We start from the raw sequence: 20,497 nt of genomic DNA on the forward strand, positions 1-20,497 counted from the left end.
AGGATGGACACAGTGATTGGGTCAAGCCTAATTCCTGTACCCGACCCAGCGACCTGCGCTAGGCTCCCCGCCATGACCGAGACCGGGACCACGCCGAACCTCCGCGAGCTCAACAAGCGCCGCACCCGCGAGGCGATCTCGCACGCCGCGACCAGGCTCTTCATCGAGCAGGGCTTCGACCGGACGACCATCGCCGAGGTCGCGGCCGCCGCGGGCGTCGCCAAGATGACCGTCACCAACCACTTCCCGCGCAAGGAGGACCTCTTCTTCGACCTGCACGAGGAGCTCGTCGGCCGGCTCGCCCGGGCCGTCGCCGAGCGCGCGCCCGGCGAGTCCGCGCTCGCCGCGCTGCGCCGCGACTGCCTGGCCGGGATCGACCGCCACGACGCCCGGCTCGGCTTCTCCGGCCCGGCGTTCGTCCGCACGGTCTTCGACAGCCCCGCCCTGGCCGCCCGGCTGCGCGAGGTGCACGAGCAGAGCGAGACGGCCCTCGCCGAGGCGCTCGCCGAGGCCGCGCACGAGAGACCCGTCGGCTTCGAGAGCCGGGTCGCCGCCGCGCTGCTCGCCGCCGTCGACCGGGCGGTGTTCACCGAGGTGCTCCGTCGCGTCCTGGCCGACGAGGCGCCCGCCGCGATCGCCGCCGCGGTGCGCCCCTCGGCCGTGCAGGCCTACGACCGCCTGGAGGGCGCGCTGGGCGGCTTCGCCGTACGGGAACCCGGCGGTCCGGCCGGAACGGAGAACCCTTGACGAAAGGTTGACCTGCTCACGGCAGAAGATTGACGATCACCGCCTCTATCGTCGGCCCATGCCCTCACAGCCCATCAGGCCCACCACGCTGCCGGTCCTGCCGTACCGCAAGCCCACCCGGGGCCGCGACTACTGGGTCCTGAACGACGTCCTGCCCGATCCGGACGCCGTCCGTGAGCGCTGCCTGGCCCGCGGCGAGTGGACCGAGGGATACCCGCACCGTCCCGAGACCTGGCCCGGCCTGCGCACCATGCCGGGCCTGGAGCCCGACGAACTGGCCCGGGTCGAGGCCCTGGTCCGCAAGGCCACCGGCGCCTCCCGGCTCTGGGTGCAGAGCACCCCGGGCGGCGGCACGCTCAACCACAACTGCGTCCAGGTGGTCGGCGCCGGGGAGTCGGAGTCCCGCCCGCACACCGACTCCCGTGCGCTCTGCCGCTACGCCGCCGTGCTCTACCTCAGCCCGGGCGCCCCCAAGGACGCCGGCACCAGCTTCTACCGCCAGCAGTTCCCCGGCGGCCGCCTCGGCGGCAACGTGGTCGACGCCCCGCACAACAACCTCGTCGAGGCTCTCGGCACCCGCCGCGTGCCCGCCGACCACTTCGTCGAGGACGTCCGCGTCCCCAACCGCTACAACCAACTGCTGCTCTACAACGCCAACCTGATCCACAGCGCCACCGGCTACTACGGCAACGAGCTGGCGGAGCGCCGGATGACGGCGGTGTTCTTCTGGATGGCCTGACGGTGTGACGGCCCGACGGCGCAACGGCCCTGCGGGCTCGATGGCTCGCCGGCCCTACGCCGCGGCGCACGCCGCCGGGCGGCTCAGGAAGCCCCGACGTGCGCCAGGCTCGCCCGCGTCAGCGCCGCCGCCCACCGGGCCAGGTCCTTCGCCCCCACGAGCGCCGCCAACCCCGCGGGGCTCGTCGGCAGCCCCAGCGTCCGGGCCTCCGTCAGCACCCGCTCGTCGAAGTACGGCCGCAGTGACGGCCAGACCGCCTGCGCCTCGCGCCGGAAGATCCCGGCCCCGACCGGCCCGATGCGGGGAAACTCCTGCAGCAGCTCCCCGATCCGCCCCGACTCGCCGCCGGCCTCCTCCCGCAGCCGCCGCAGGTCACCGTGCCAGCGGTCGAGCAGCAGCTCGGCGCCCTCCCCGAGCGCGGTGGCGGTGCTCTCGTCGTACCGCACGTAGTGGGCCCGGCCGAGCGCGGCGATGAGCGTGCCGCGCCGGGCACCGACCATCGCGCGCGGCGTCCGCAGCCCGACCGCCGACAGCTCGCGCGCCGCTGACGTCGCGGTGCCGGCGCTGATCCGCACGGAGCACAGCACGGTCAGGACGAGCAGCCGGTAGAGCGGCGAGGGCTTGTCGCGCAGCGTGATCCCGGCCTCCTCCGCGTAGGTGCGGCCGAACCGGTCCAGCAGCTCGGAAACGGTCGTCTCCACGGCCATCACCTCCTCCCTCCCACGCTTGCCCGGATTCGGACCCTTCGCACCAGGGGACGCTCGCCGCATGGACAAGCACGCAACCGACCGGCCCTCGACCGGCCTCGGCCCGACCGACCACGATGACCAGGACCGGCCCGCCGTGCCGCCGACCGAGACGATCCGCCCCGAGTGGGCCTCGATCGACGAACTGCCCACCGCCGAACTGCTCCGCCTGATGAACGCCGAGGACCGCACGGTCGCCGCCGTCGTCGGGGGGCAGCTGGAGCGGATCGCCACCGTGGTCGACGCGGTGGCCGCCCGGATGGCGCACGGCGGACGGCTGGTCTACGCCGGGGCGGGAACGGCCGGCCGGCTCGGCGTGCTGGACGCCGCCGAGTGCCCGCCGACCTTCGGCACCGACCCGGCGCTCGTCGTCGGCCTGATCGCGGGCGGCCGTACGGCCGTGACCCAGGCCGCCGAGGGCGCCGAGGACCGCCCCGACCTCGCCGAGGCCGACGTGGCCGCGATCGCCCTCACCCCCGCCGACGCCCTGGTCGGGATCTCCGCCTCCGGGCGCACGCCGTACGCGGTGGCGGCCGTCCGGGCGGCGCGGGCCGTCGGCGCCCTGACCGTCGGACTGGCCTGCAACCGCGGCTCGGCACTGGCTGCCGCCGCCGAGCTGGCCGTCGAGGTGGAGGTGGGCCCCGAGGTGCTGGCCGGCTCGACCCGGCTCAAGGCGGGCACCGCACAGAAACTGGTGCTCAACATGGTGTCGACGGCCGTCATGGTCCGCCTCGGCCGGACGTACGGAAATCTGATGGTCGACCTCCGCGCCACCAACACCAAGCTGCGCGAGCGCGCCCGCCGGATCGTCGCCGAGGCCACCGGAGCCGACGACCGGAGCATCAGTCACGCCCTCAGCGCGACCGACGGGCGGGCCAAGGACGCCATCCTGCTCCTGCTCGCCGACGTGGACGCCCCCACCGCCGCCCGGCTCCTCACCACCACGAACGGCCACCTGCGCGAGGCCCTGAGGGCAGCCCGCGACAGCCGGCCCGTACCGACGCCGTTCCCTTCGGGTGGCCCGGCCTGAACGGAACGGCGAACCCGTACGGCCCTGCGGACCCGTCAGGCCTCCGTGGGCGGCTCACCGATCACCGCGGGATCCTCGGCCAGCGGCGCCTCGACCTCGGGGGGTCACACGCAGACCCGCGAACCGACCCACGGCTGAGCCGACCGGCCCCTCGGCGGGCCGGCCGCGACGGTGGCTGCTGGGGCGGCGACTGCGCGAACCGACCGGGTCAGTCCTGGTCCAGCGCGGCCAGCGCGTCGCCGACCAGCCGGGTGGCGAAGTCGTTGCCGTTGCCGGAGATCCGGTTGATGTACTCGGCGAGCAGGACCGCGGTGGCCTCCAGGGGGTTCATCTCGGCCTCCGTCCAGGGACCGTACTGGGCGCGCCACAGCGTCGGACTCAGGCCGCTCCCCGCCGCGATGAGCAGCGCGGCCATCGTGGGGACCACCTCCGGACGGAAGGTCCTCGGCATCATCCGCATCGTGGCCACCAGGCTGGGCACCACGTGGTCGACCGCGTCCTCGTCGTGCTCCTCGAACGCCGATCGCAGCCATTTCATGTACATGTAGATGAGCGTGCAGACGCCTTCCAGCAGCTCCTCGGCCTCCGTGGGGCCGAAGGACGCGACGATCTCGTCGACCATCCGCTGCCGTTCCGGGTCGGTCCCGCTCTTCCCGTCGTAGACGGCTCTGAGCCGGGAGTCGATCACCAGCAGTGCTGCACTCACATCGCCTACGGGAGCGTGTGCGGGGTCGCAGGGCGGCACGGGACTCCTTCTGAAGCATCCGGGTGGTGGTTCCGGCGCGTCCCAGCGTAGGCCGCCGGCCGGACCGCGTCCGGCGCATCGCGCCGGACCACCCCTGCGGGTGACGCGCCCGGAACGCCGCCCCGGTGTCCGCAGCAGTGGCGCGCGGTGGCGGGCAGAATCCGACGGGTCGTCACGAGGAGGTCCGATGAAGATCCCCGGTCCCGAACCCCGGCCGGACGGCGGGGTGGGCGCCATCGCGCGGGCTGGCGGGCTGCACGCCTACCAGCTGTGGCTGCACGCCGAGTTCGGACCGGTCGCGCGCTTCCAGCTGCCCGGTGCCGGGACGGCCGTGTCGATCGCCGACCCGGTACTGCTGGAGGCCACGGCACACCTCGACGAGCGGCCGGAGCGGCTCTTCTCCTTCCTGGACCCGTTGTTCGAGGCGGGAAACCTCCAGGTGCTCCCGGCCGAGGAGCACACCCCGTGGCGCCGGCTGCTGCTCACGGTCCTGGCCGGACGGCCCTCGCACGAACGGCACTTCGCCCGTTTCGCGGCCCTGGCGACCGGACTCGCCGACCGCTGGGCCGCCCTGCCCTCCGGCGGGCCCGTCGAACTCCAACGGGAACTCACCGGGCTCTCCCTCCGGATGATCTGCGGATACGCCCTGGGCGGTGAGGTCGAGGACCCGGACGCCGTGGTCGAGGCCTTCGAAGTGGTGCTCACCGACTACCTGGAGCGCCTCTACCTGCTCCCGCCGGAGCAGACCGCGGACCGCCGCGCCGACCGGACCGCACAGGCGCTCGCCCGACTGCGGGCGACGGTCGACCGGGTGATCGCGGCGCGCCGTCCGGGCCGCCCCGACGACCGCAGCGACCTGATCGGCGCCCTCGTCGAGGCCGGCGAACACCCCGCGCGGATCCGCGACACCGTCCTCGCGATGATGTTGGCGGCCCACCACACCACGGGCGTGGCCGTCTCCTGGACCCTGCACCTGCTCGGCGCGCACCCGGTGGAGACCGGGCGCGTCACCGAGGAGCTCGATCGCGTGCTCGGTGACCGCGCGGCGCCGGACCACGCCGACCTGCGGCACCTGCCGTACCTCGGCATGGTCCTCCGGGAATCGCTCCGCCGCTACCCGCCCGGCCCGTACGGCGCCCGGCGGACCGCCGAACCCCTGACCGTCGGCGGGTACCTGATCCCCGCCGGGGCGGTCGTCTTCTACCCGTTCTGGGCCGTCCACCTGAACCCCGCGTACTGGCCCGAGCCGGAACGGTTCCGGCCGGAGCGCTTCACCCCGGAGGAGTCGGCCGGCCGCCCCCGGCTGGCGTGGATCCCGTTCGGCCTGGGCCCGCGCGGCTGCGAGGGGGCCGGACTGGCCACCGTCGAGGCGCTGTTGCTGCTGGCCGTCCTGCTCAAGCGCTTCCGCTTCCGGCCCGTGCCCGGCCACCCGGTGGTCCCGATCGAGCGGTTCGTCCTGCGGGCCGCCGACGACATCCGCATGCTGGTGAGCCCGCGGGCGGCGTAGTCTCCGGCCCCTGTACCACGGCGCCTAGCCCACTCCGCGGCTGGCCCACTCCCCGGCCACCCCGCACCGCGACTACGGCGCACCGCGGCTACGGCGCGTCGTCGCGCAGGGTGAGCACGTAGGTGGCGGTGAGCGCCACGGCGCGGTCGTCGTCCCGGGCCAGCCCCGCGAGGGCGCGTGACGCCGTGCTGCCCGGAATGTCCGCGAGCGCCTGGGTCAGCCGTCGGCGGGCCGGCGTGCCGGTGGTGCCGAGGGCGAGGCGGTCGACGAGCCCGGTGGCGATCCGGTCCGCCGACACGGGGTCAGTCGCCAAGGTGCTCAGCGCGTCGGCCGCGTCGGCGTCGTTCCTCGCCCCGACGATCATGTCGATCAGCGTCGGGACCGCGTCGGCCACTCCGCGTTCGCCGAGCGCCAGGGCCGCGTACCCGCGGACCACGACGTCGGGGTGCGCGAGGGCGTCCCGCAGCACCGCGGTCGCCCCGTCGGTCGGGAGCTCGGCGACGGACCGGACGGCACGTTCGCGCACTGCCGCCTCGGGCGAGCCCAGCCCCTTCGCCAACGGCGCGACCGCATCCTCGCCCGACTGCGCCAGGGCCCAGCGGAGGGCTCCCGCGACGTTCGGGTCCGACTCGCCCAGCACCGCCTCGGCCAGGGCCTCCACCGGTACGGACGTCTCCTCGACGGCGGAGACCGCGGACAGCGCCGCGCGCTGCCGCGCCCCCGCGTTGTTCGACTCCAGCCCCTGGAGGAGCGAGACGATCCTGAGGACGCCCTCCCAACCGCCCGGCTCCGCGGCACCGATCCGCCGCAGCCGGGTGAGCAGCTCCGTCTCCGCCGCGATGCGGTCCAGCGTCCGGCGGATCAGGTCGTCGACGAGCTCGGCGGGCGCGAAGCCGGGATCGTCGAGGGCGCGTCCGACGTCGCTCAGCGACAGCCCCAGTGAGCGCAGGCTCTCGATGTGGAAGATCCGCCGGATGTTCTCCTCGGAGTACTCCCGGTAGCCGGAGTCGGTCCGACCCGACGGCCGCACCAGGCCGAGCGATTCGTAGTGCCTGAGCATGCGGGCACTGACCCCGGACCGCTGCGCGACGTCACCGATCAACACTGCCTACCGGCCCTCCTTGTCGGCCCCGCCGAGTGCGACGACGCGCTTCGCCTCCTCGATCGCGAACTCGAATCCCGCGTCCGGGTCCCGCCACAACCCTTCCGTGGCGATCGCGTGCGCGCGCACGAGGGGATCGGGATCCGTCCCGGCGACGCCGAGGACCGGCAGCATCACCTCCCCGAGCGCGATCAGCGCCCGACTGAGGCTCAGCTGCGTCGCGCGGTCGCCGCGCCCGAGCTGCGTGGCCAACCCTACGGCCAGCCCGTGCTCCGCACCTTCGGGCACCAGGACGACCGCGGCCCGCCAGGCGCTGCGGGCCACCTCCTCGTCGGCGTCGGACAGCAGCGCCGGCGTGATCGCCGGCCACGCCCGCCGGTCCCCGATCTTGGAGAGCGTGTGCAGGGCCTGGCTCCGTGCCTGCGCACGCTCCGAGCGGACCTCGTCGAGCAGCGCCGGGACGGTCGTTCCCGCCGCGTGGCGGGTGAGTGCCCAGGTGAGCATCTCGCGCACGGAGAAGTCGGGTTCGACCGCGCACCGCTCGATCAGCCTGCCCACGGACCCCGGGTCGGGCGTCGTGCCGATCGCCAGCGCCGCCTGCAACCGGACCGACGGAGCGTCGTGCTCCAGCGCCCGGAGGGCTGGGGTCATGGCCGTGGCCGTGGCGGTGCTCGTCGCCGTGGCCGTGCTCGTGGCCGTGGCCGTGGTCGTGTTCTCCGTCGACATGGTCATCCGGACCACCTCCTCGGCCACAGTGAAGGCCTTGTCACCGTGTCAAGGTCAAGCGGAGCCGGACCGCAGTCGCGGAGCAGCGGTCGCGGGGAAGCAGTCGCGGAGCAGCGGTCGCGGGGAAGCGGCCTTCCGCAACGAGCGGCGCCGCCGGGCTTCAGCCCAGCCGGAGGTCCCCCGTCGTCACGACTGCGCCGAGGCGCGGGAAGTCCAGTTCCACCGACGCCCGGTGCTCCTCCGCCGTGAGCGCGGCCATCGCGTCCTCGACGAACACCAGCTCGTAGCCGTGGTCGGCGGCCGCGCGGGCGCTCGACTCCACCCCGAGGTTGGTGGCGATCCCGGCGAACACCAGGGTCTCCACGCCCCGCTCCCGGAACAGCTCGTGCAGGCCGGTGCCCTGGAAGGCGCCGATGGTGCGCTTGACCACCACCTCGTCGGCCACCGCCTCGACCTCCGCGAGCAGTTCGCTCCCGGGCGGCTGTTCCGCGACGTTCGGCCGCTCGACCCGGACGGCGACGACCGGGGCACCGGCGGCGCGGAAGGACCGGGCGAGCTCCAACGAGGCCGCCACCACGTCCGAACCGGGGCGCGGTGCCAGCGGGTTGGCGACGATCCGGTCCATCAGGTCGATCAGGACCAGGGCCGTGCTGCGGGGATCAAGGGTGGTCATGACGCCAACCTAGCCCACTCCCCGGCGCACCCGAATCGGGCACCTCGGGTGCCTCGGGTGCCTCGGGTGCCTCGGGTGCCTCGGGCGCCGACGGCGACGCCGAAGCCGACGCCGACGCCGACGAGGCCGAGGCCGACTCCCGGGCGATCTCGGCCCGGAACCCCTCGATCATCACGCGCAACCCGTACTCGAAGTCGGCGTCGTGGTCGGTCATCCGCAGCACGTCGACCGCCTCGCGCAGCAGCGGCAGCTCACGCAGCGCGTCGTCCGGGAACGGCGGCCGCTCGCGGTCCGCGGCGTCCTGCCGCCACGCCTGCTCCTCGGTGACCCAGCCCATGATGTACCGGTCGACGGTCAGCAGCAGCCGCAGCGCCGTGCGCGGGCGCAGCCCGGCCCGACAGAGGGCGTTCAACTGGGCCTCGACGGCCGGGAGTTCCTCCTCGGTGGGCAGGGTGCCGGCGTGCACCCGGGCGCCGTCGCGGTAGGCGAGCAGGGCGTTGCGCTTGGCGCGGGCGTCGGCGGCGATCCACTCCGGCCAGTGCTCCGGATCCGGTTCGCGGTCGGGCGGGAGCGCCTCGGCGAGCATCGCCTCGGCCATCAGGTCGAGCAGTTCCCGCTTGCTCTTGAAGTGCCAGTACAGCGCCGGTGACTGGACGCCGAGTTCGCGGGCGAGCCGACGGGTGGTCAGCCCTTCGATGCCCTCCTCGTTGAGCAGGCGCAGCGCGGTGCGCACCACCTCGTCGCGTTGCAGCGCCATCCGTTCGCCCTCCCGGGTTAATCGCTTGCCAGGCCCACCTTATCGCCGATAAGTTCCCGAGCTGGAACTTATCAGTGATAAGGACGGCCGTCGCGGCGACGGCCACGAAGGGACCGACCCCCGTATGAGCTCCGCCCCCGACGCTCCCGACGCCCCCGATGCGCGCGGCGCCCCCGACACGCCCGGCACACCCGACGCCCACGGCTCGCCCGACCCGCCCGACCGCCTCCGGTCCCGGCTGCTCCCGAACACCGCCCCCTGGCGGTCCTCCCGGGACTTCCGCCTGGCCTGGACCTCCGGCACGATCACCCTGTTCGGCTCGATCTTCACCATGACGGCGATCCCCCTGCAGATCGCCGACCTCACCGGCTCACCGTGGGCCGTGGGTGCGGTCGGCGCGGTGGAACTCGTGCCCACCGTCCTGTTCGGCCTCTACGGCGGCGTCCTCGCCGACCGGGCGGACCGCCGCACGGTCGCCCTGGTCTCCGAGGTGGCTCTGGCCGTGCTCAGCGCCCTGCTGCTGGCCAACGCCCTGCTCGGCACCCCCGCCGTCTGGCCGCTCTACGTCGCCGCCGGGCTGGCGGCGGCGCTGCAGGGCATCCAGCAGCCCTCGGTCGAGGCGATGATCCCGCGGCTGGTGCCGCACGATCAGCTGGTGGCGGCGGGGGCACTGCTCTCACTGCGGTGGAGCGTCGGCGGGGTGCTGGGCCCCGCCGCCGCCGGTCTGCTGATCGCGACGGCCGGGGTCCCGGCCGCCTTCCTGGTCGACCTCGGCACCTTCCTGCTCTCGATCGCCCTGCTCGCCCGGATCCGTCCCGTCCCCTCGGAGCGGGACGCCGAGAAGCCCCGGCTGGGCGAGTTCGTCGAGGGCGCCCGGTACGCCGCCCGGCGGCCCGACCTGATCGGCACCTACCTGGCCGACCTCGCGGCCACCGTCTTCGCGCTGCCCACAGCGCTGTTCCCGTTCCTGGCCGAGGACCTGGACGCCACCTGGGCGCTCGGCCTGCTCTACTCGGCCGGTGCGGTGGGCGGCCTGATCGCCGCGGCGACCGGCGGCTGGACGGAGCGGGTGCACCGGCACGGCCGACTGGTCGTGCTCTCCGCCGCCCTGGTCGGCGCGGCGACGGCTGCCGCCGCCTTCGCCCCGGGCCTGTGGGTCGTCCTGCTCTGCCTGGTCGTCGCGGGCGGCGCGAACTGGATCGGCGACACCTTCCGCAGCGCGATCTGGAACCAGTCCATCCCGGACGAACTCCGGGGCCGTGCCGCCGGGTTGGAGATGCTGATCGGTTCCGCCGGGCCGGCCCTGGGGGACCTCCGGGCCGGCGGCCTCGCCGCCCGGCAGGGCATCCGGGCCGCGCTGCGGACCGGCGGCCTGCTCTGCTTCGGCAGTGCCGCGCTCCTGCCCGCCGCGCTCCCCGCGCTCTGGCGTTACGACCAGCGCGCACACCCCGCGCCACCGTCAGCCGAACCGGCCACCCAGCCGACCGCCGAACAGGCCGCCCTACCTGCCCTCGAACCGGCCGTGGAACCGGCCGTCGAACCTGCCGCGGAGCCCAGCGCATGAAGCAGACCCCTCGCCCTCCGACCGCCGGGGACCCACCTCCCGACACCGACGCCCCGGGCCCGCGGGGCCCAGCGGCGCGCTCACGCCGTGAGTGGCCGGGTCGACGCCGCGATCGGCGCCGGGAGTTCGGTCCGCCCGCGCAGGTAGCGGTCCACCGCCGCAGCGGCCGCCCGCCCCTCGGCGATGGCCCAGACGATCAGCGACTGTCCGCGCCCGGCGTCCCCGGCGACGAACACGCCCTCCGCCGTGGTGCCGAAGCCGTGGTCCCTGGTCAGGGTGCCCTCCGGCCCGGTGGCGAGGCCGAGTTGGGCGAACAGCCCCTGGTCCGGCTCGGGCCCGGTGAAGCCGAGGGCGAGCAGGGCCAGCTGCACCGGCAGGATCCGCTCGGTGCCGGCCCGTGGGCTGCGGTCGGCGGGCTCGGCCTCGGCCAGGCGGACGGCGGCCAGTCGGCCGTCCGGGCCCGCTTCGAAGCGGACGGTGACCGCCGCGAAGACCCGGGGCCCGGCCGCGGCGGCGCCGGACTCCTCGTGCGAGGTGGTCTCCCGGTACACCTTGGGATGGACCGGCCAGGGCTGCCCGGGCGCCCGGTGCTCCGGCGGGCGCGGGTTGATGTCCAACTGGATGACCGAGGCGGCGCCCTGGCGCAGCGCCGTGCCCAGGCAGTCGGCCGCGGTGTCCCCGCCGCCGACGATCACCACGTGGCGGCCCTCGGCGGAGAGCGGCGAGGCCGCGCAGTCGCCCTCGTCCACCCGGTTCGCCCAGGTCAGGTAGTCCATGGCCTGGTGCACCCCGGACAGTTCGCGCCCCGGCACCGGAAGCTCCCGGCGGGCCGTCGCACCCACCGCGACGACCAGCGCGTCGTACTCGGCCCGCAGTTCCTCGCCCGGCACGTCCCGGCCGACCCACACCCCGGTGCGGAACGTGGTGCCCTCGGCCCGCAGCTGGTCGAGCCGCCGCTCCAGCCGGTGCTTCTCCAGCCGGAACGGCGGGATGCCGTACCGCAGCAGCCCGCCCGGCCGGTCGGCCCGCTCGTACACCGTGGTGGCGTGCCCGGCACGGGTCAGCTGCTGGGCGGCGGCCAGCCCGGCCGGGCCCGATCCGATCACCGCGACCCGCCGCCCGCCGCCCCGTCCGCCGACCCGCTCGGGCGGGTGCGGCCCGTCCCAGCCCTCGTCCAGGGCCCGGTCGGCGATCGCCAGCTCGACGTTCTTGATGGTCACCGCGGCCCCGTCGATCGCCAGTACGCAGGCGCTCTCGCAGGGAGCCGGGCAGAGCCGCCCGGTGAACTCCGGGAAGTTGTTGGTCGCCAGCAGCCGGGCCGCGGCCGCCCGCCAGTCCTCCGCCGCCACCAGCTGGTTCCACTCCGGCACCAGGTTCCCCAGCGGGCAGGCGTTGTGGCAGAACGGCAGCCCGCAGTCCATGCACCGCTCCGCCTGCCCGCCGACCACCGGCAGCAGCGCACCCGGCCGGTACACCTCCCGCCAGTCCCCCAGCCGCTCCCGCGCGTCCCGCCGCGCCCGCTCCGCGCGTGGGGTGGTGAAGAAGGCCATCCGGTCTGCCATCGCGGCCTCCGGCAGGGCGTGCCGACACTGACCAGGCGGCCCACCCGGCGGCACGCCACCGTGTGGCCACCGTACGCCCACGAATGAGCACGCGGAAGAGGCGGCCGGTCGCACCCGCCCGACCGCCCCTCCGACCCGCGCGAATCCGCCGTGAGCACGCCAGGGACAATCTCCGTCATGACCCACACCGTGCTGATCGCCGAGGACGACCGGGCCATCCGCGACTCGCTCGTCCGCGCGCTGATGCTGGAGGGCTACCGGGTGCGGATCGCCGCGAACGGCACCCAGACCCTGGCCGTCCTCGCCGAACAGCGCCCGGACGTCCTGGTGCTCGACGTGATGATGCCCGAGCCGAACGGCCTGGAGGTCTGCCGCCGGCTGCGCGCCGCCGGCGACCGCACCCCGGTGCTGATGCTCACCGCCCGGGTGGAGGTTCCGGACCGCATCGCCGGGCTGGACGCCGGGGCCGACGACTACCTGGTCAAGCCCTTCGACGTGAACGAGCTGTTCGCCCGCCTGCGGGCCCTGCTGCGCCGCGACCGGAACGCCCCGACCGCCGAGGTCCTGAGCGTCGCCGACCTGCGGGTCGAGCCGCCCGCCCGGCGGGCCTGGCGGGCCGGCGAGGAGCTGGAGCTGTCCCGCACCGAGTTCGACCTGCTGGAGCTGCTGGCCCGGCACTCCGGCGCCGTCCTCGACCAGGCCACCCTGTACGAGCGGATCTGGGGCTACGACTTCGGCCCCGGTTCGAAGAACCTCGCCGTCTTCATCGGCTACCTGCGCCGCAAGCTCGACCGCCCCGGCCTGGCACCGCTCATCCACACCGTCCGCGGCGTCGGCTACACGCTGCGCGAGCCGTGAGCGGCCCGGCGCCGCGCCGCCCGCGCCTACCGCGCCCGGGCCTGCGCACCACCCTCTCGCTCGCCTTCGCCGCGATCGCCGCCCTGGTGGCGGTCCTGATCGGCGCGCTCGGCTACCACGCCGCCGCCCGGCTGATCACGGACGACGAGACGGCCGACTTCGGCGCGGCCGTCGACTCCGTCGCCCGGCAGGCCTCGCAGGAGACCCTCTTCCCGGGCGACTTCGCGGGCCCCAGCGGCCTGAGCGACGACCTGCTGCGCCCGATCCGGGTGACCTCGCAGGCGCTCGCCCCCGACGCCCGGCTGCTCCCCGGCACCGCCCGGCTCGACCTGCCGTCGACGCCGACGGATCTCGAACTCGCCAGGACCGACGAGCCCGGCCGCACCGTGACCGGGCTGCGCCGGCTGCACGGGGACACCCTCCGGGTGGGCGTGGTGTCGCTCGGCGGCCACCGCGGCGCCGTCCAGATCATCCAGCAGGTCGGCCCCACCGAGCAGCTGCTGGCCGCCCTGCGGGTCCGCACCTCCGCCCTGGTGGCGGTCGTCGCGGTGATCGCGGGCGGAGCCGGCTGGCTGCTTTCCGGACGGATCACCAGCCGGCTGGTGCGGCTCACCGAGGCGGCCGAGCTGGTCGCCGCGAGCGGGCGGCTGGACGTCCCGGTGCCGGCCGCCGGATCGGACGAGGTGGGCCGGCTCGGCCGGGCCTTCGACCGGATGCTGGTCCGGCTCGCCACCGCCAAGGAGAACCAGCGCCGCCTCGTCCAGGACGCCGGACACGAGCTGCGCACCCCGCTGACCAGCCTGCGCACCAACCTCGCCGTGCTGCCCGCCCTGGACCGGCTGCCGCCCGCCGAGCAGGCTGCGCTGATGGCCGATCTGACCGATGAGGCACGGGAGTTGACCCAGCTGGTGGAGGAGCTGGTGGCGCTCGCCGCGGAGCGCAGGTCGGACGGGCCGCCGACCGAGGTGGTGCTGGCCGAGGTGGTCCGCGGGGCCGCCGCCCAGGCCCGCCGGCGCAGCGACCGGGAGATCCTGGTGGACGCGGACGACACCGTCGTCACCGCCCACCCGGACGCGCTGGCCCGCGCGGTGGGCAATCTGCTGGACAACGCGGCCAAGTTCGACCCGGCCGGCGCGGGCCCGATCGAGGTGGTGGTGCGCGGCCCGCGGGTGGAGGTGCGCGACCGCGGCCCGGGCATCGACGAGGCCGACCTCGACCGGGTCTTCGACCGCTTCTACCGGGCCACCGCCGCCCGCAGCCTGCCCGGTTCGGGGCTGGGCCTGGCGATCGTGCACGAGGTGGCCCGCTCGCACGGCGGCACCGCCTTCGCCGCCAACCGCGAGGGCGGCGGCGCGGTGATCGGCTTCACGCTCGGCGGCTGACGGGCCCGGAGGCCGGGCCCCGATCGACGCCGGGGCCGGGCCCGGTGCGCGCCCCCGAGCCCGGCCCCCGGACCCAGGAACCGGCCGGACGTCAGACCCAGACGGACGTCAGCAGTCCCCGCCCGAGCCAGTCGGCCTCGTCCTTCACCCCGGGCAGGACGAAGAAGTACCCCCCGCCGGTCGGTGAGATGTAGTCCACCAGCGGCTCCCCGATGAGCCGGGTCTGGGTGGCCTCGAACTGCCGCACCACGTCCTGCTGGTAGCAGCAGAACACCAGGCCCATGTCCAGGTTGCCCGCCTTGTCGATGCCCCGGTCGTAGTTGAAGCCGCGGCGCAGGATGCGCGAGTCGTCGGTGTCGGCGGTGCGCGGATTGGCGAGGCGGATGTGCGCGTCGAGCGGGATCGCCTTGCCGTCCGGGTCCTTGGCGTAGTCCGGTGCGTCGGTCTCCCGGTGGCCGTCGAGCGGAGCGCCGGTGTCGCGGCGGCGACCGAACATCTTCTCCTGCTCGGTGAGGGTGACGCGGTCCCAGAACTCGATCAGCATCCGGATGATCCGGATCACCTGGTAGCTGCCGCCGGCGGCCCAGGCGGGTTCGCCCGTCGCGCCGTTCACCCAGATCAGCCGGTCCGTCTCCCGGGCCGAGCCGGTGTCGGGGTTGACGATGCCGTCCTTGAAGCCGAGCAGGTTGCGCTGGGCGCCGTCCGGCCGGGACTGGTTCTGGAAGCCGTCGATCCGCCAGAGGATCTGCAGCGCGCCCCGGGTGTGCCGGGTGATGTCGCGCAGCGCGTGCAGCACGGTGTCCTGGCGGTCGGCGCAGATCTGCAGCGAGAGGTCGCCGTGCAGTTCGGCGGCCTGCAGGTTGTCGTTGGGGAAGGTCTTCATCGGCGTCAGCTTGAGCGGCTTGGCCTTGGCGAGCCCGTAGCGGTCGTCGAAGAGGGAGGCCCCGACGCCGACCGTGACGGTCAGGTTGTCGGTGGGGAGGGTCGGGCCGAGGATGCCGCTGTCCGAGGGCGGCGCGCCGACGCCGAGGTCGGCCGGGGTGCCCCCGGCGGTGAGGAAGCGGATCCGCTCGGTCAGGGTCCGGAGGAGGTCTTCGAGGCCCTTGCGGTCCTGGGCGATCACCTGGCACGAGACGAAGGCCGCGTGCGCGGGGGCCGGGGTGGTGATCCCGGCCTGGTGGGCGCCGTGGAACGGGACGGCCCCGCTCGCCGACTGCCGGGTGTCCCCGGCGGAGGCCGGGCCGGCCCCGAGCGTGAGGGCGCCGCCGGCGAGCGCGGCCGCTCCGGCCCCCGCGCCCAGCGCGGCCCGGACGACGCTGCGCCGGGCCGGACGGGCCGGGCAACCGCTCTCCGACACGGCCCCGGCGGAGGCCTGGGCCCCGACCTGGGCACCGGCCCGGGCACCGGCCTGGGCACCGGCCCGAGCAGTGGCCTGAGCAGTGGCCTGAGCGGCGCCCTCGGCGGCGTCCCGGACGGTCGTGTGCGGGTACGGGCAGGAGCCGGCGGCTGCGGTGTCGTCGGTCATCAGGCGGCCTTCCGGATTTCGAGCAGGGCGGGGATCGGAGCGAGGTCTTCGAGCAGCTGGCCGGTGGCGCCGTCGAGTTGACGGCGGGTGTCGGCGGGCAGCAGGTCGACCGGGGTCCAGCCCTCGGGCGTGCGGGCGGCGGCGACGAGGTCGCCGACCCGCTTCATCCCGGCGTTCACCCGGACCAGCAGCTGCGGGTCCCGATCGTCGAGCAGCGGCTGCAGCAGGGTCAGCAGCTCCTGGGTGCCCGCCAGGTTGGCCTGGGCGGTGGCCAGGTTGGTGCCGCTGCCCATGTCGGTGTCGCCGGTCAGCTCGAACTGGAGGGTGTTCTCCAGGATCTCGTGGGCGCGCAGTGGCAGGTCGGCCGGGTCGAAGTCCTGCGCCGGAAAGTCGTGCACCAGCTTGGCGACGTTCTGCGCCAGCTCGTCGGCGACGGGCGTCAGCTCGGCGGCGGACTGGCCGTGCCAGAGGCCGTACTCAAGGCGCAGGAAGCCGGTGAAGCCCGGGTCCCGGTACTTGTCGGGGAGGCCGTCGGGGCGCCCGTCGATCTTGCCGTCGAGGTCGGCGAAGGTGCCGTAGGCCGCGCCGAGCGAGGCGTACTGCAGGTGCGCGGTGAGCCAGTCGGCCCTGGCGGCGGCGAGGTCGCCGGAGTGCACGTCGGTCTGGAGCTTCTGGGTCTGCGTCATGAGGGTCGCGAGGCCCTGGTCGACGTAGCCCCGGTAGCTGTCGAGCGGGCCCTGGAGGTCGTCCTCGGCGACCGGCTTGACGGCCTTGACCTCGCTGCCGCCGCTGATGTGCACGGCGGCGGAGGTGACGGCGTTCCCGCCGGTGGGCACGCAGCGCCAGGCATAGTCGCCCGCGCCGATGGTGGCGGTCAGGGCCCTGGTGGTGCCGGGGGCCAGGCCCTCGACCTCGCCGTAGACGGCGCCGGTGCCCGGGTTCACCAGGTACACCTCGGAGACCTTGTCGCCGGCGTTGTGCATCTGGAACACCTGCTGGCCGGGCCGGGGGATGCCGAAGCCCTTGCCGCAGTCCCGCTCGGAGACGGTGACGGTGGCGGAGCCGGCCGGCTTGCCGTCGCTGACCGCGATCACGGCGCCGGCCACCACGACCGGCACGGCGACCAGCGCGGTCGGCAGCACCCAGCGCGGACGGCCGGCGCGGGCCGGCTCCGCCTTCCCCTCGACGGGAGCCGCGTCCTCGACGGGCGCGGCGTCCTTGACGGACACGGCGTCCTCGGCGGGCGCGGCCGCCGCGGAACCGGCAGCGGAACCCGTGGCCGGCGTCGCTGCCGGTGCCGCGGCCGGCGTGGCCGCACCGCCCCGGACGCCCTCGATGAACATCGTCATCACGATGCCCAGGTACGCGACGTAGCCGACGACCTGCAGGACCGTCATGGTGACGGTCAGGTTGAGCGTTCCCTGGACGAGCGTGGCGTACCAGGACGCGGCGTCCAGGTGCCCGCTCAGGTCGAAGGCGTACGTGCCGCGCCCGCCGACCAGGCCGGACTCCTGGAGGTCGCGCAGGCCGTAGCCGAGCACGCCCGCCGCGACGACGATCAGACCGGCTCCGGTGACGGTGAAGAACCGGGTGAGGTTCATCGTCAGCGCCCGCCGGTACAGGCCCCAGCACAGCCCGGTGGAGAGCAGCAGGCCGACGGCCGCGCCGATCAGCGGGCCGGTGGACTCCCCGGCGGTGCGCACGTTGGTCCACAGGAAGAGCGAGGTCTCCAGGCCCTCGCGGGCGACCGCGAGGAAGCTGGTGAGGACCAGCGCGCCGGCGCCCATCGCCAGCGAGGCCCTGACCTTCTCCTTCAGCTCGGTGGAGAGAGTGCGGGCCGAGCGGCGCATCCAGAACACCATGGCAGTGACGAAGCCGACCGCGACGAGGCTGAGCACCCCGCCGAACGCCTCCTGGGCGCGGCCGGAGAGGTTGGCGGCGGTGAAGGTGAGCACGGCGCCGAAGCTCAGACTGAGCGCCAGGGCCGCCGCGACGCCCGTCCACACCTGGGGCAGACGGCCCTTCTGACCGGCCCGGACCAGCGTGGCGACCAGGATCGACACGATCAGTCCGGCTTCCAGTCCCTCGCGCAGCCCGATCAGGAAGCTGGGAAACGCCTCATCCCACATGCAGCGGGCTCCTCCCCCGGGCCGTGCCGGGCCGTCACCTGTCCTCGCCCCGCCGCGGTGGCGGTGGGGCGGCACGGCCGAACGCCCCGGACACGGCGGTCCGGGGCGTTGCGGCTTAGCTTAGGCAAACCTTAGAGGCGCGCAGGTCAACTGCACCCCCGCTTCAGGTAAGGGTTCGGTATGGGAACCTCCATGCGCTTCCCGACGCGGCAGGTCGGCGGGCCGACTCGGTCAGTACCGGCGGCACGGTCAACGCCCTCAGTGCCGTCAGCGCGTTCACCGCCCGGCCGTCACCCCCACCACTGCTCGGGCACCGGCTCCGGCTCGGCCGGGACCGTCACCGGTTCGGCGCAGCGCACCAGCAGGTCGCCCGCCTCCGTCTCGGCGACCAGGTAGCCGCGCTCGCGCAGCACGAGCGCGGCCGCGCCGCTCACCGCCGCGCGCGCCTCCCGGGTGGGCGGTCCGTCCGGCTCCGCGCCCGGCGTCCAGCCGACCACCACGCCCTCGGGGTGGTGGTCGATCCACAGCGGTGAGGCGCCCGGCGCGGTGTCGAACCCGGCCCGGGCCAGGGCCTCGGTGACGTCCTCGAAGAGTTCACGGTGATCCACCATTGGCGCAGCGTAGGCCGCGGACCGCGCGACCCCCGGACACGGCGCGCGCCGAACGGCTCCAGTGGCACCCGACCGCAGCATCGGCACCCGTTGGACCGACCGGCGGCCAGCCGATCGGGCGTCAGGAACCCCCGTCCGGACCGACACGCACGGCCGGACGGGCCGATGGACGTGCACAGTCGGCCCCCTGCCGACAGCATGACAGAGTAAGCGCTCCATCACCCTGAGCAACGGGTCCAGCGGGCCGCGCAGGTCCGCGCGCCGGTCCGACCGGCGGGCCCGTATCGAGAGGTCCCATGATCACAACACTTCGCCGGCCGCCGTTCCCGCCGACGGGGCTCCGGTCCGGCACGTCGAGGACGCCGGGGAGCACGTCGTGAGAGCCGACCAGCAGTCGCAGCCGGGACCGGTGACCAGCACCCGCGCCAAGCCCGCGAACGCGGCCGAGTCCCTGGCCGACTGGACCGACGGCCGGCTCGGCATCTACTCCCTGGCCAAGGCCAACCTGCGCAAGATCTTCCCGGACCACTGGTCCTTCATGCTGGGCGAGATCGCGCTCTACACCTTCGTCATCATCATCCTCACCGGCGTCTGGCTGACCATGTTCTTCCAGCCGAGCATGGGCGAGGTCATCTACGACGGGACGTACGTCCCGCTCAGGGGCATCGAGATGTCCCAGGCCTACGCCTCGACGATCGACATCAGCTTCGACATCCGCGGCGGCCTGCTGATGCGCCAGATCCACCACTGGTCGGCGATCGTCTTCGTCGCCGCGATGCTGACGCACATGATGCGCGTCTTCTTCACCGGCGCGTTCCGCAAGCCGCGCGAGATCAACTGGATCTTCGGCGCGATGCTGCTGTTCCTCGGCATGTTCGACGGCTTCATGGGCTACTCGCTGCCGGACGACCTGCTCTCCGGCACCGGCATCCGGTTCATGGAGGGCGCGATCCTGGCCGTGCCCATCGTCGGCACCTATCTTCAGTTCTTCATCTTCGGCGGCCAGTTCCCGGGCTTCGTCATCATCCCGCGGCTGTTCACCGTCCACGTCCTGCTGATCCCGGGGATCATGGTGGGCCTGCTCGCGGCGCACCTGATCCTGGTCTTCTACCACAAGCACACCCAGTTCTCCGGGCCCGGCCGGACCAACGACAACGTGGTCGGCATGCCGCTGCTGCCGGTCTACACGGCCAAGGCGGGCGGCTTCTTCTTCCTGGTCTTCGGCGTGGTCTCGTTCATGTCGGCGATCGCCACGGTGAACCCGATCTGGGCGTACGGCCCGTACCGGCCCGACCAGGTGTCCACGGACGCCCAGCCGGACTGGTACATGGGCTTCTCCGAGGGCCTGATCCGGGTGATGCCCGGCTGGGAGGTCAGCGTCTGGGGCGGCCACACCCTCAACCTCGGGGTGTTCATCCCGCTGATGGTCTTCCCGCTCGTCCTGGTGGCCATCTGGGCCTACCCGTTCGTGGAGGCCTGGGCCGCCGGGGACCGCGGCGAGCACCACATCGCCGACCGGCCGCGCAACGCCCCGGTCCGCACGGCCTTCGGCGCGGCCTGGATGGGCCTCTACCTGGTCCTGCTGGCCGGCGGCGGCAACGACCTGCTGGCCACCCACTTCCGGCTGTCGATCAACGCGATCACCTACGCGGTGCGTATCGGCGTCTTCGTCGTGCCGATCGTCGTCTTCGTGATCGTCAAGCGCTGGTGCCTGGGCCTGCAGCGGCGGGACAAGGAGAAGGTGCTGCACGGCCGGGAGACCGGCGTCATCAAGCGCCTCCAGCACGGCGAGTACGTCGAGATCCACGACCCGCTGTCGCCGGGCCGGCTCTACACCCTTACGTCGCACGAGCAGCCGCAGCCCGGGGTCCTGCCGCCGGAGGTGGACGAGAACGGGGTGGTCCGCAAGACCGGTCTGTGGACCCGCGCCCGGGTGAAGCTGTCCCGCGGTTTCTACGGCCGGGGCAGCCAGATCCCGAAGCCCACCGCCGAGGAGCACGAGGAGGTCACCAGCGGCCACGGCCACCACTGATCCGCTCCCGGGCAGGACGAGGGCCCGCCGCGCCGGAAACGGCACGGCGGGCCCTCGTCCTG

18 protein-coding genes are annotated in these 20,497 nt (G+C 74.2%); 8 read left to right on the forward strand and 10 right to left on the reverse strand.

What is annotated here, in order from left to right; genetic code table 11:
- Window positions 1–72 precede the first annotated feature (72 nt).
- Both ABT048_RS07220 and ABT048_RS07225 read left to right on the forward strand, forming a co-directional pair.
- Window positions 73–747, forward strand: a complete 675-nt coding sequence (locus ABT048_RS07220) for a TetR/AcrR family transcriptional regulator (RefSeq protein WP_350520299.1) — start codon at window positions 73–75, stop codon at window positions 745–747.
- Window positions 748–805: 58 nt separating this feature from the next.
- The gene (locus tag ABT048_RS07225; RefSeq protein ID WP_350520300.1) at window positions 806–1,486 is read left to right on the forward strand and encodes a DUF6445 family protein; all 681 of its coding nucleotides are present in this window, start codon (window positions 806–808) and stop codon (window positions 1,484–1,486) included.
- 83 nt (window positions 1,487–1,569) lie between these two features.
- Here the strand turns inward: ABT048_RS07225 and ABT048_RS07230 are convergent, their stop codons facing one another.
- The gene (locus ABT048_RS07230) at window positions 1,570–2,193 is read right to left on the reverse strand and encodes an endonuclease (RefSeq protein WP_350520301.1); all 624 of its coding nucleotides are present in this window, start codon (window positions 2,191–2,193) and stop codon (window positions 1,570–1,572) included.
- Between the two features lie 61 nt (window positions 2,194–2,254).
- Between ABT048_RS07230 and murQ the strand changes: the two genes are divergently transcribed.
- Window positions 2,255–3,262 carry an N-acetylmuramic acid 6-phosphate etherase gene (murQ, locus tag ABT048_RS07235; protein WP_350520302.1) on the forward strand — a complete coding sequence of 336 codons (1,008 nt, stop codon included), beginning with the start codon at window positions 2,255–2,257 and terminating at the stop codon, window positions 3,260–3,262.
- A 208-nt stretch (window positions 3,263–3,470) separates the two neighbouring features.
- On the opposite strand, the gene ABT048_RS07240 is transcribed toward murQ, so the two are convergent.
- Complete coding sequence (locus ABT048_RS07240; protein ID WP_350520303.1) at window positions 3,471–3,968, reverse strand: hypothetical protein; 498 nt, start codon at window positions 3,966–3,968, stop codon at window positions 3,471–3,473.
- 226 nt (window positions 3,969–4,194) lie between these two features.
- Between ABT048_RS07240 and ABT048_RS07245 the strand changes: the two genes are divergently transcribed.
- Entirely contained in the window at window positions 4,195–5,514 is a 1,320-nt protein-coding gene (locus tag ABT048_RS07245; RefSeq protein WP_350520304.1) for a cytochrome P450, read from the forward strand.
- 88 nt (window positions 5,515–5,602) lie between these two features.
- On the opposite strand, the gene ABT048_RS07250 is transcribed toward ABT048_RS07245, so the two are convergent.
- The 4 genes from ABT048_RS07250 to ABT048_RS07265 form a co-directional block, all read right to left on the reverse strand.
- Entirely contained in the window at window positions 5,603–6,619 is a 1,017-nt protein-coding gene (locus ABT048_RS07250) for a MerR family transcriptional regulator (RefSeq protein WP_350520305.1), read from the reverse strand.
- A 3-nt stretch (window positions 6,620–6,622) separates the two neighbouring features.
- Complete coding sequence (locus ABT048_RS07255; RefSeq protein WP_350520350.1) at window positions 6,623–7,267, reverse strand: HEAT repeat domain-containing protein; 645 nt, start codon at window positions 7,265–7,267, stop codon at window positions 6,623–6,625.
- A gap of 235 nt (window positions 7,268–7,502) precedes the next feature.
- Window positions 7,503–8,015 (reverse strand): isochorismatase family protein, encoded by a 513-nt coding sequence (locus ABT048_RS07260; protein ID WP_350520306.1) that lies wholly within the window; start codon window positions 8,013–8,015, stop codon window positions 7,503–7,505.
- Window positions 8,002–8,772 (reverse strand): TetR/AcrR family transcriptional regulator C-terminal domain-containing protein, encoded by a 771-nt coding sequence (locus ABT048_RS07265; protein ID WP_350520307.1) that lies wholly within the window; start codon window positions 8,770–8,772, stop codon window positions 8,002–8,004. The genes ABT048_RS07260 and ABT048_RS07265 overlap by 14 nt, the downstream gene beginning before the upstream one ends.
- A 124-nt stretch (window positions 8,773–8,896) precedes the next feature.
- On the opposite strand from ABT048_RS07265, the gene ABT048_RS07270 reads away from it, so the two are divergent.
- Window positions 8,897–10,336 carry an MFS transporter gene (locus ABT048_RS07270; RefSeq protein ID WP_350520308.1) on the forward strand — a complete coding sequence of 480 codons (1,440 nt, stop codon included), beginning with the start codon at window positions 8,897–8,899 and terminating at the stop codon, window positions 10,334–10,336.
- An 80-nt stretch (window positions 10,337–10,416) separates the two neighbouring features.
- On the opposite strand, the gene ABT048_RS07275 is transcribed toward ABT048_RS07270, so the two are convergent.
- Window positions 10,417–11,898 carry a glutamate synthase subunit beta gene (locus tag ABT048_RS07275; RefSeq protein WP_350520309.1) on the reverse strand — a complete coding sequence of 494 codons (1,482 nt, stop codon included), beginning with the start codon at window positions 11,896–11,898 and terminating at the stop codon, window positions 10,417–10,419.
- A 177-nt stretch (window positions 11,899–12,075) separates the two neighbouring features.
- Between ABT048_RS07275 and ABT048_RS07280 the strand changes: the two genes are divergently transcribed.
- Window positions 12,076–12,756 carry a response regulator transcription factor gene (locus ABT048_RS07280; RefSeq protein ID WP_350520310.1) on the forward strand — a complete coding sequence of 227 codons (681 nt, stop codon included), beginning with the start codon at window positions 12,076–12,078 and terminating at the stop codon, window positions 12,754–12,756.
- The gene (locus ABT048_RS07285) at window positions 12,753–14,138 is read left to right on the forward strand and encodes a HAMP domain-containing sensor histidine kinase (RefSeq protein WP_350520311.1); all 1,386 of its coding nucleotides are present in this window, start codon (window positions 12,753–12,755) and stop codon (window positions 14,136–14,138) included. Before ABT048_RS07280 ends, ABT048_RS07285 begins: the two co-directional genes overlap by 4 nt.
- A 91-nt stretch (window positions 14,139–14,229) precedes the next feature.
- Here ABT048_RS07285 and efeB read toward each other — a convergent pair whose 3' ends face one another.
- The 3 genes from efeB to ABT048_RS07300 form a co-directional block, all read right to left on the reverse strand.
- Window positions 14,230–15,663, reverse strand: a complete 1,434-nt coding sequence (gene efeB, locus ABT048_RS07290; protein WP_350520312.1) for an iron uptake transporter deferrochelatase/peroxidase subunit — start codon at window positions 15,661–15,663, stop codon at window positions 14,230–14,232.
- Window positions 15,663–17,792 carry an iron uptake transporter permease EfeU gene (gene efeU / locus ABT048_RS07295; RefSeq protein WP_350520313.1) on the reverse strand — a complete coding sequence of 710 codons (2,130 nt, stop codon included), beginning with the start codon at window positions 17,790–17,792 and terminating at the stop codon, window positions 15,663–15,665. Before efeU ends, efeB begins: the two co-directional genes overlap by 1 nt.
- A 290-nt stretch (window positions 17,793–18,082) precedes the next feature.
- Window positions 18,083–18,403, reverse strand: coding sequence for a hypothetical protein (locus ABT048_RS07300; protein WP_350520314.1), 321 nt, complete (start codon window positions 18,401–18,403; stop codon window positions 18,083–18,085).
- A gap of 376 nt (window positions 18,404–18,779) precedes the next feature.
- Here ABT048_RS07300 and qcrB point away from each other — a divergent pair, with 376 nt between their 5' ends.
- A complete protein-coding gene (qcrB, locus tag ABT048_RS07305) occupies window positions 18,780–20,435 on the forward strand; it encodes a cytochrome bc1 complex cytochrome b subunit (RefSeq protein WP_502893975.1) in 1,656 nt (551 codons plus the stop codon).
- Window positions 20,436–20,497 lie beyond the last annotated feature (62 nt).

The organism is Kitasatospora sp. NPDC096140 (assembly GCF_040303045.1).
Classification (GTDB): Bacteria; Actinomycetota; Actinomycetes; order Streptomycetales; family Streptomycetaceae; genus Kitasatospora.

What these genes read in the sequence shown, in the direction of transcription:
- ABT048_RS07220 (WP_350520299.1), top strand. Translation starts at nt 73, where the DNA reads ATGACCGAGACCGGGACCACGCCGAACCTCCGCGAGCTCAACAAGCGC.
- ABT048_RS07225 (WP_350520300.1), top strand. Translation starts at nt 806, where the DNA reads ATGCCCTCACAGCCCATCAGGCCCACCACGCTGCCGGTCCTGCCGTAC.
- ABT048_RS07230 (WP_350520301.1), bottom strand. Translation starts at nt 2,193, where the DNA reads ATGGCCGTGGAGACGACCGTTTCCGAGCTGCTGGACCGGTTCGGCCGC.
- murQ (WP_350520302.1), top strand. Translation starts at nt 2,255, where the DNA reads ATGGACAAGCACGCAACCGACCGGCCCTCGACCGGCCTCGGCCCGACC.
- ABT048_RS07245 (WP_350520304.1), top strand. Translation starts at nt 4,195, where the DNA reads ATGAAGATCCCCGGTCCCGAACCCCGGCCGGACGGCGGGGTGGGCGCC.
- ABT048_RS07255 (WP_350520350.1), bottom strand. Translation starts at nt 7,267, where the DNA reads ATGACCCCAGCCCTCCGGGCGCTGGAGCACGACGCTCCGTCGGTCCGG.
- ABT048_RS07260 (WP_350520306.1), bottom strand. Translation starts at nt 8,015, where the DNA reads ATGACCACCCTTGATCCCCGCAGCACGGCCCTGGTCCTGATCGACCTG.
- ABT048_RS07265 (WP_350520307.1), bottom strand. Translation starts at nt 8,772, where the DNA reads ATGGCGCTGCAACGCGACGAGGTGGTGCGCACCGCGCTGCGCCTGCTC.
- ABT048_RS07270 (WP_350520308.1), top strand. Translation starts at nt 8,897, where the DNA reads ATGAGCTCCGCCCCCGACGCTCCCGACGCCCCCGATGCGCGCGGCGCC.
- ABT048_RS07275 (WP_350520309.1), bottom strand. Translation starts at nt 11,898, where the DNA reads ATGGCAGACCGGATGGCCTTCTTCACCACCCCACGCGCGGAGCGGGCG.
- ABT048_RS07280 (WP_350520310.1), top strand. Translation starts at nt 12,076, where the DNA reads ATGACCCACACCGTGCTGATCGCCGAGGACGACCGGGCCATCCGCGAC.
- efeB (WP_350520312.1), bottom strand. Translation starts at nt 15,663, where the DNA reads ATGACCGACGACACCGCAGCCGCCGGCTCCTGCCCGTACCCGCACACG.
- efeU (WP_350520313.1), bottom strand. Translation starts at nt 17,792, where the DNA reads ATGTGGGATGAGGCGTTTCCCAGCTTCCTGATCGGGCTGCGCGAGGGA.
- ABT048_RS07300 (WP_350520314.1), bottom strand. Translation starts at nt 18,403, where the DNA reads ATGGTGGATCACCGTGAACTCTTCGAGGACGTCACCGAGGCCCTGGCC.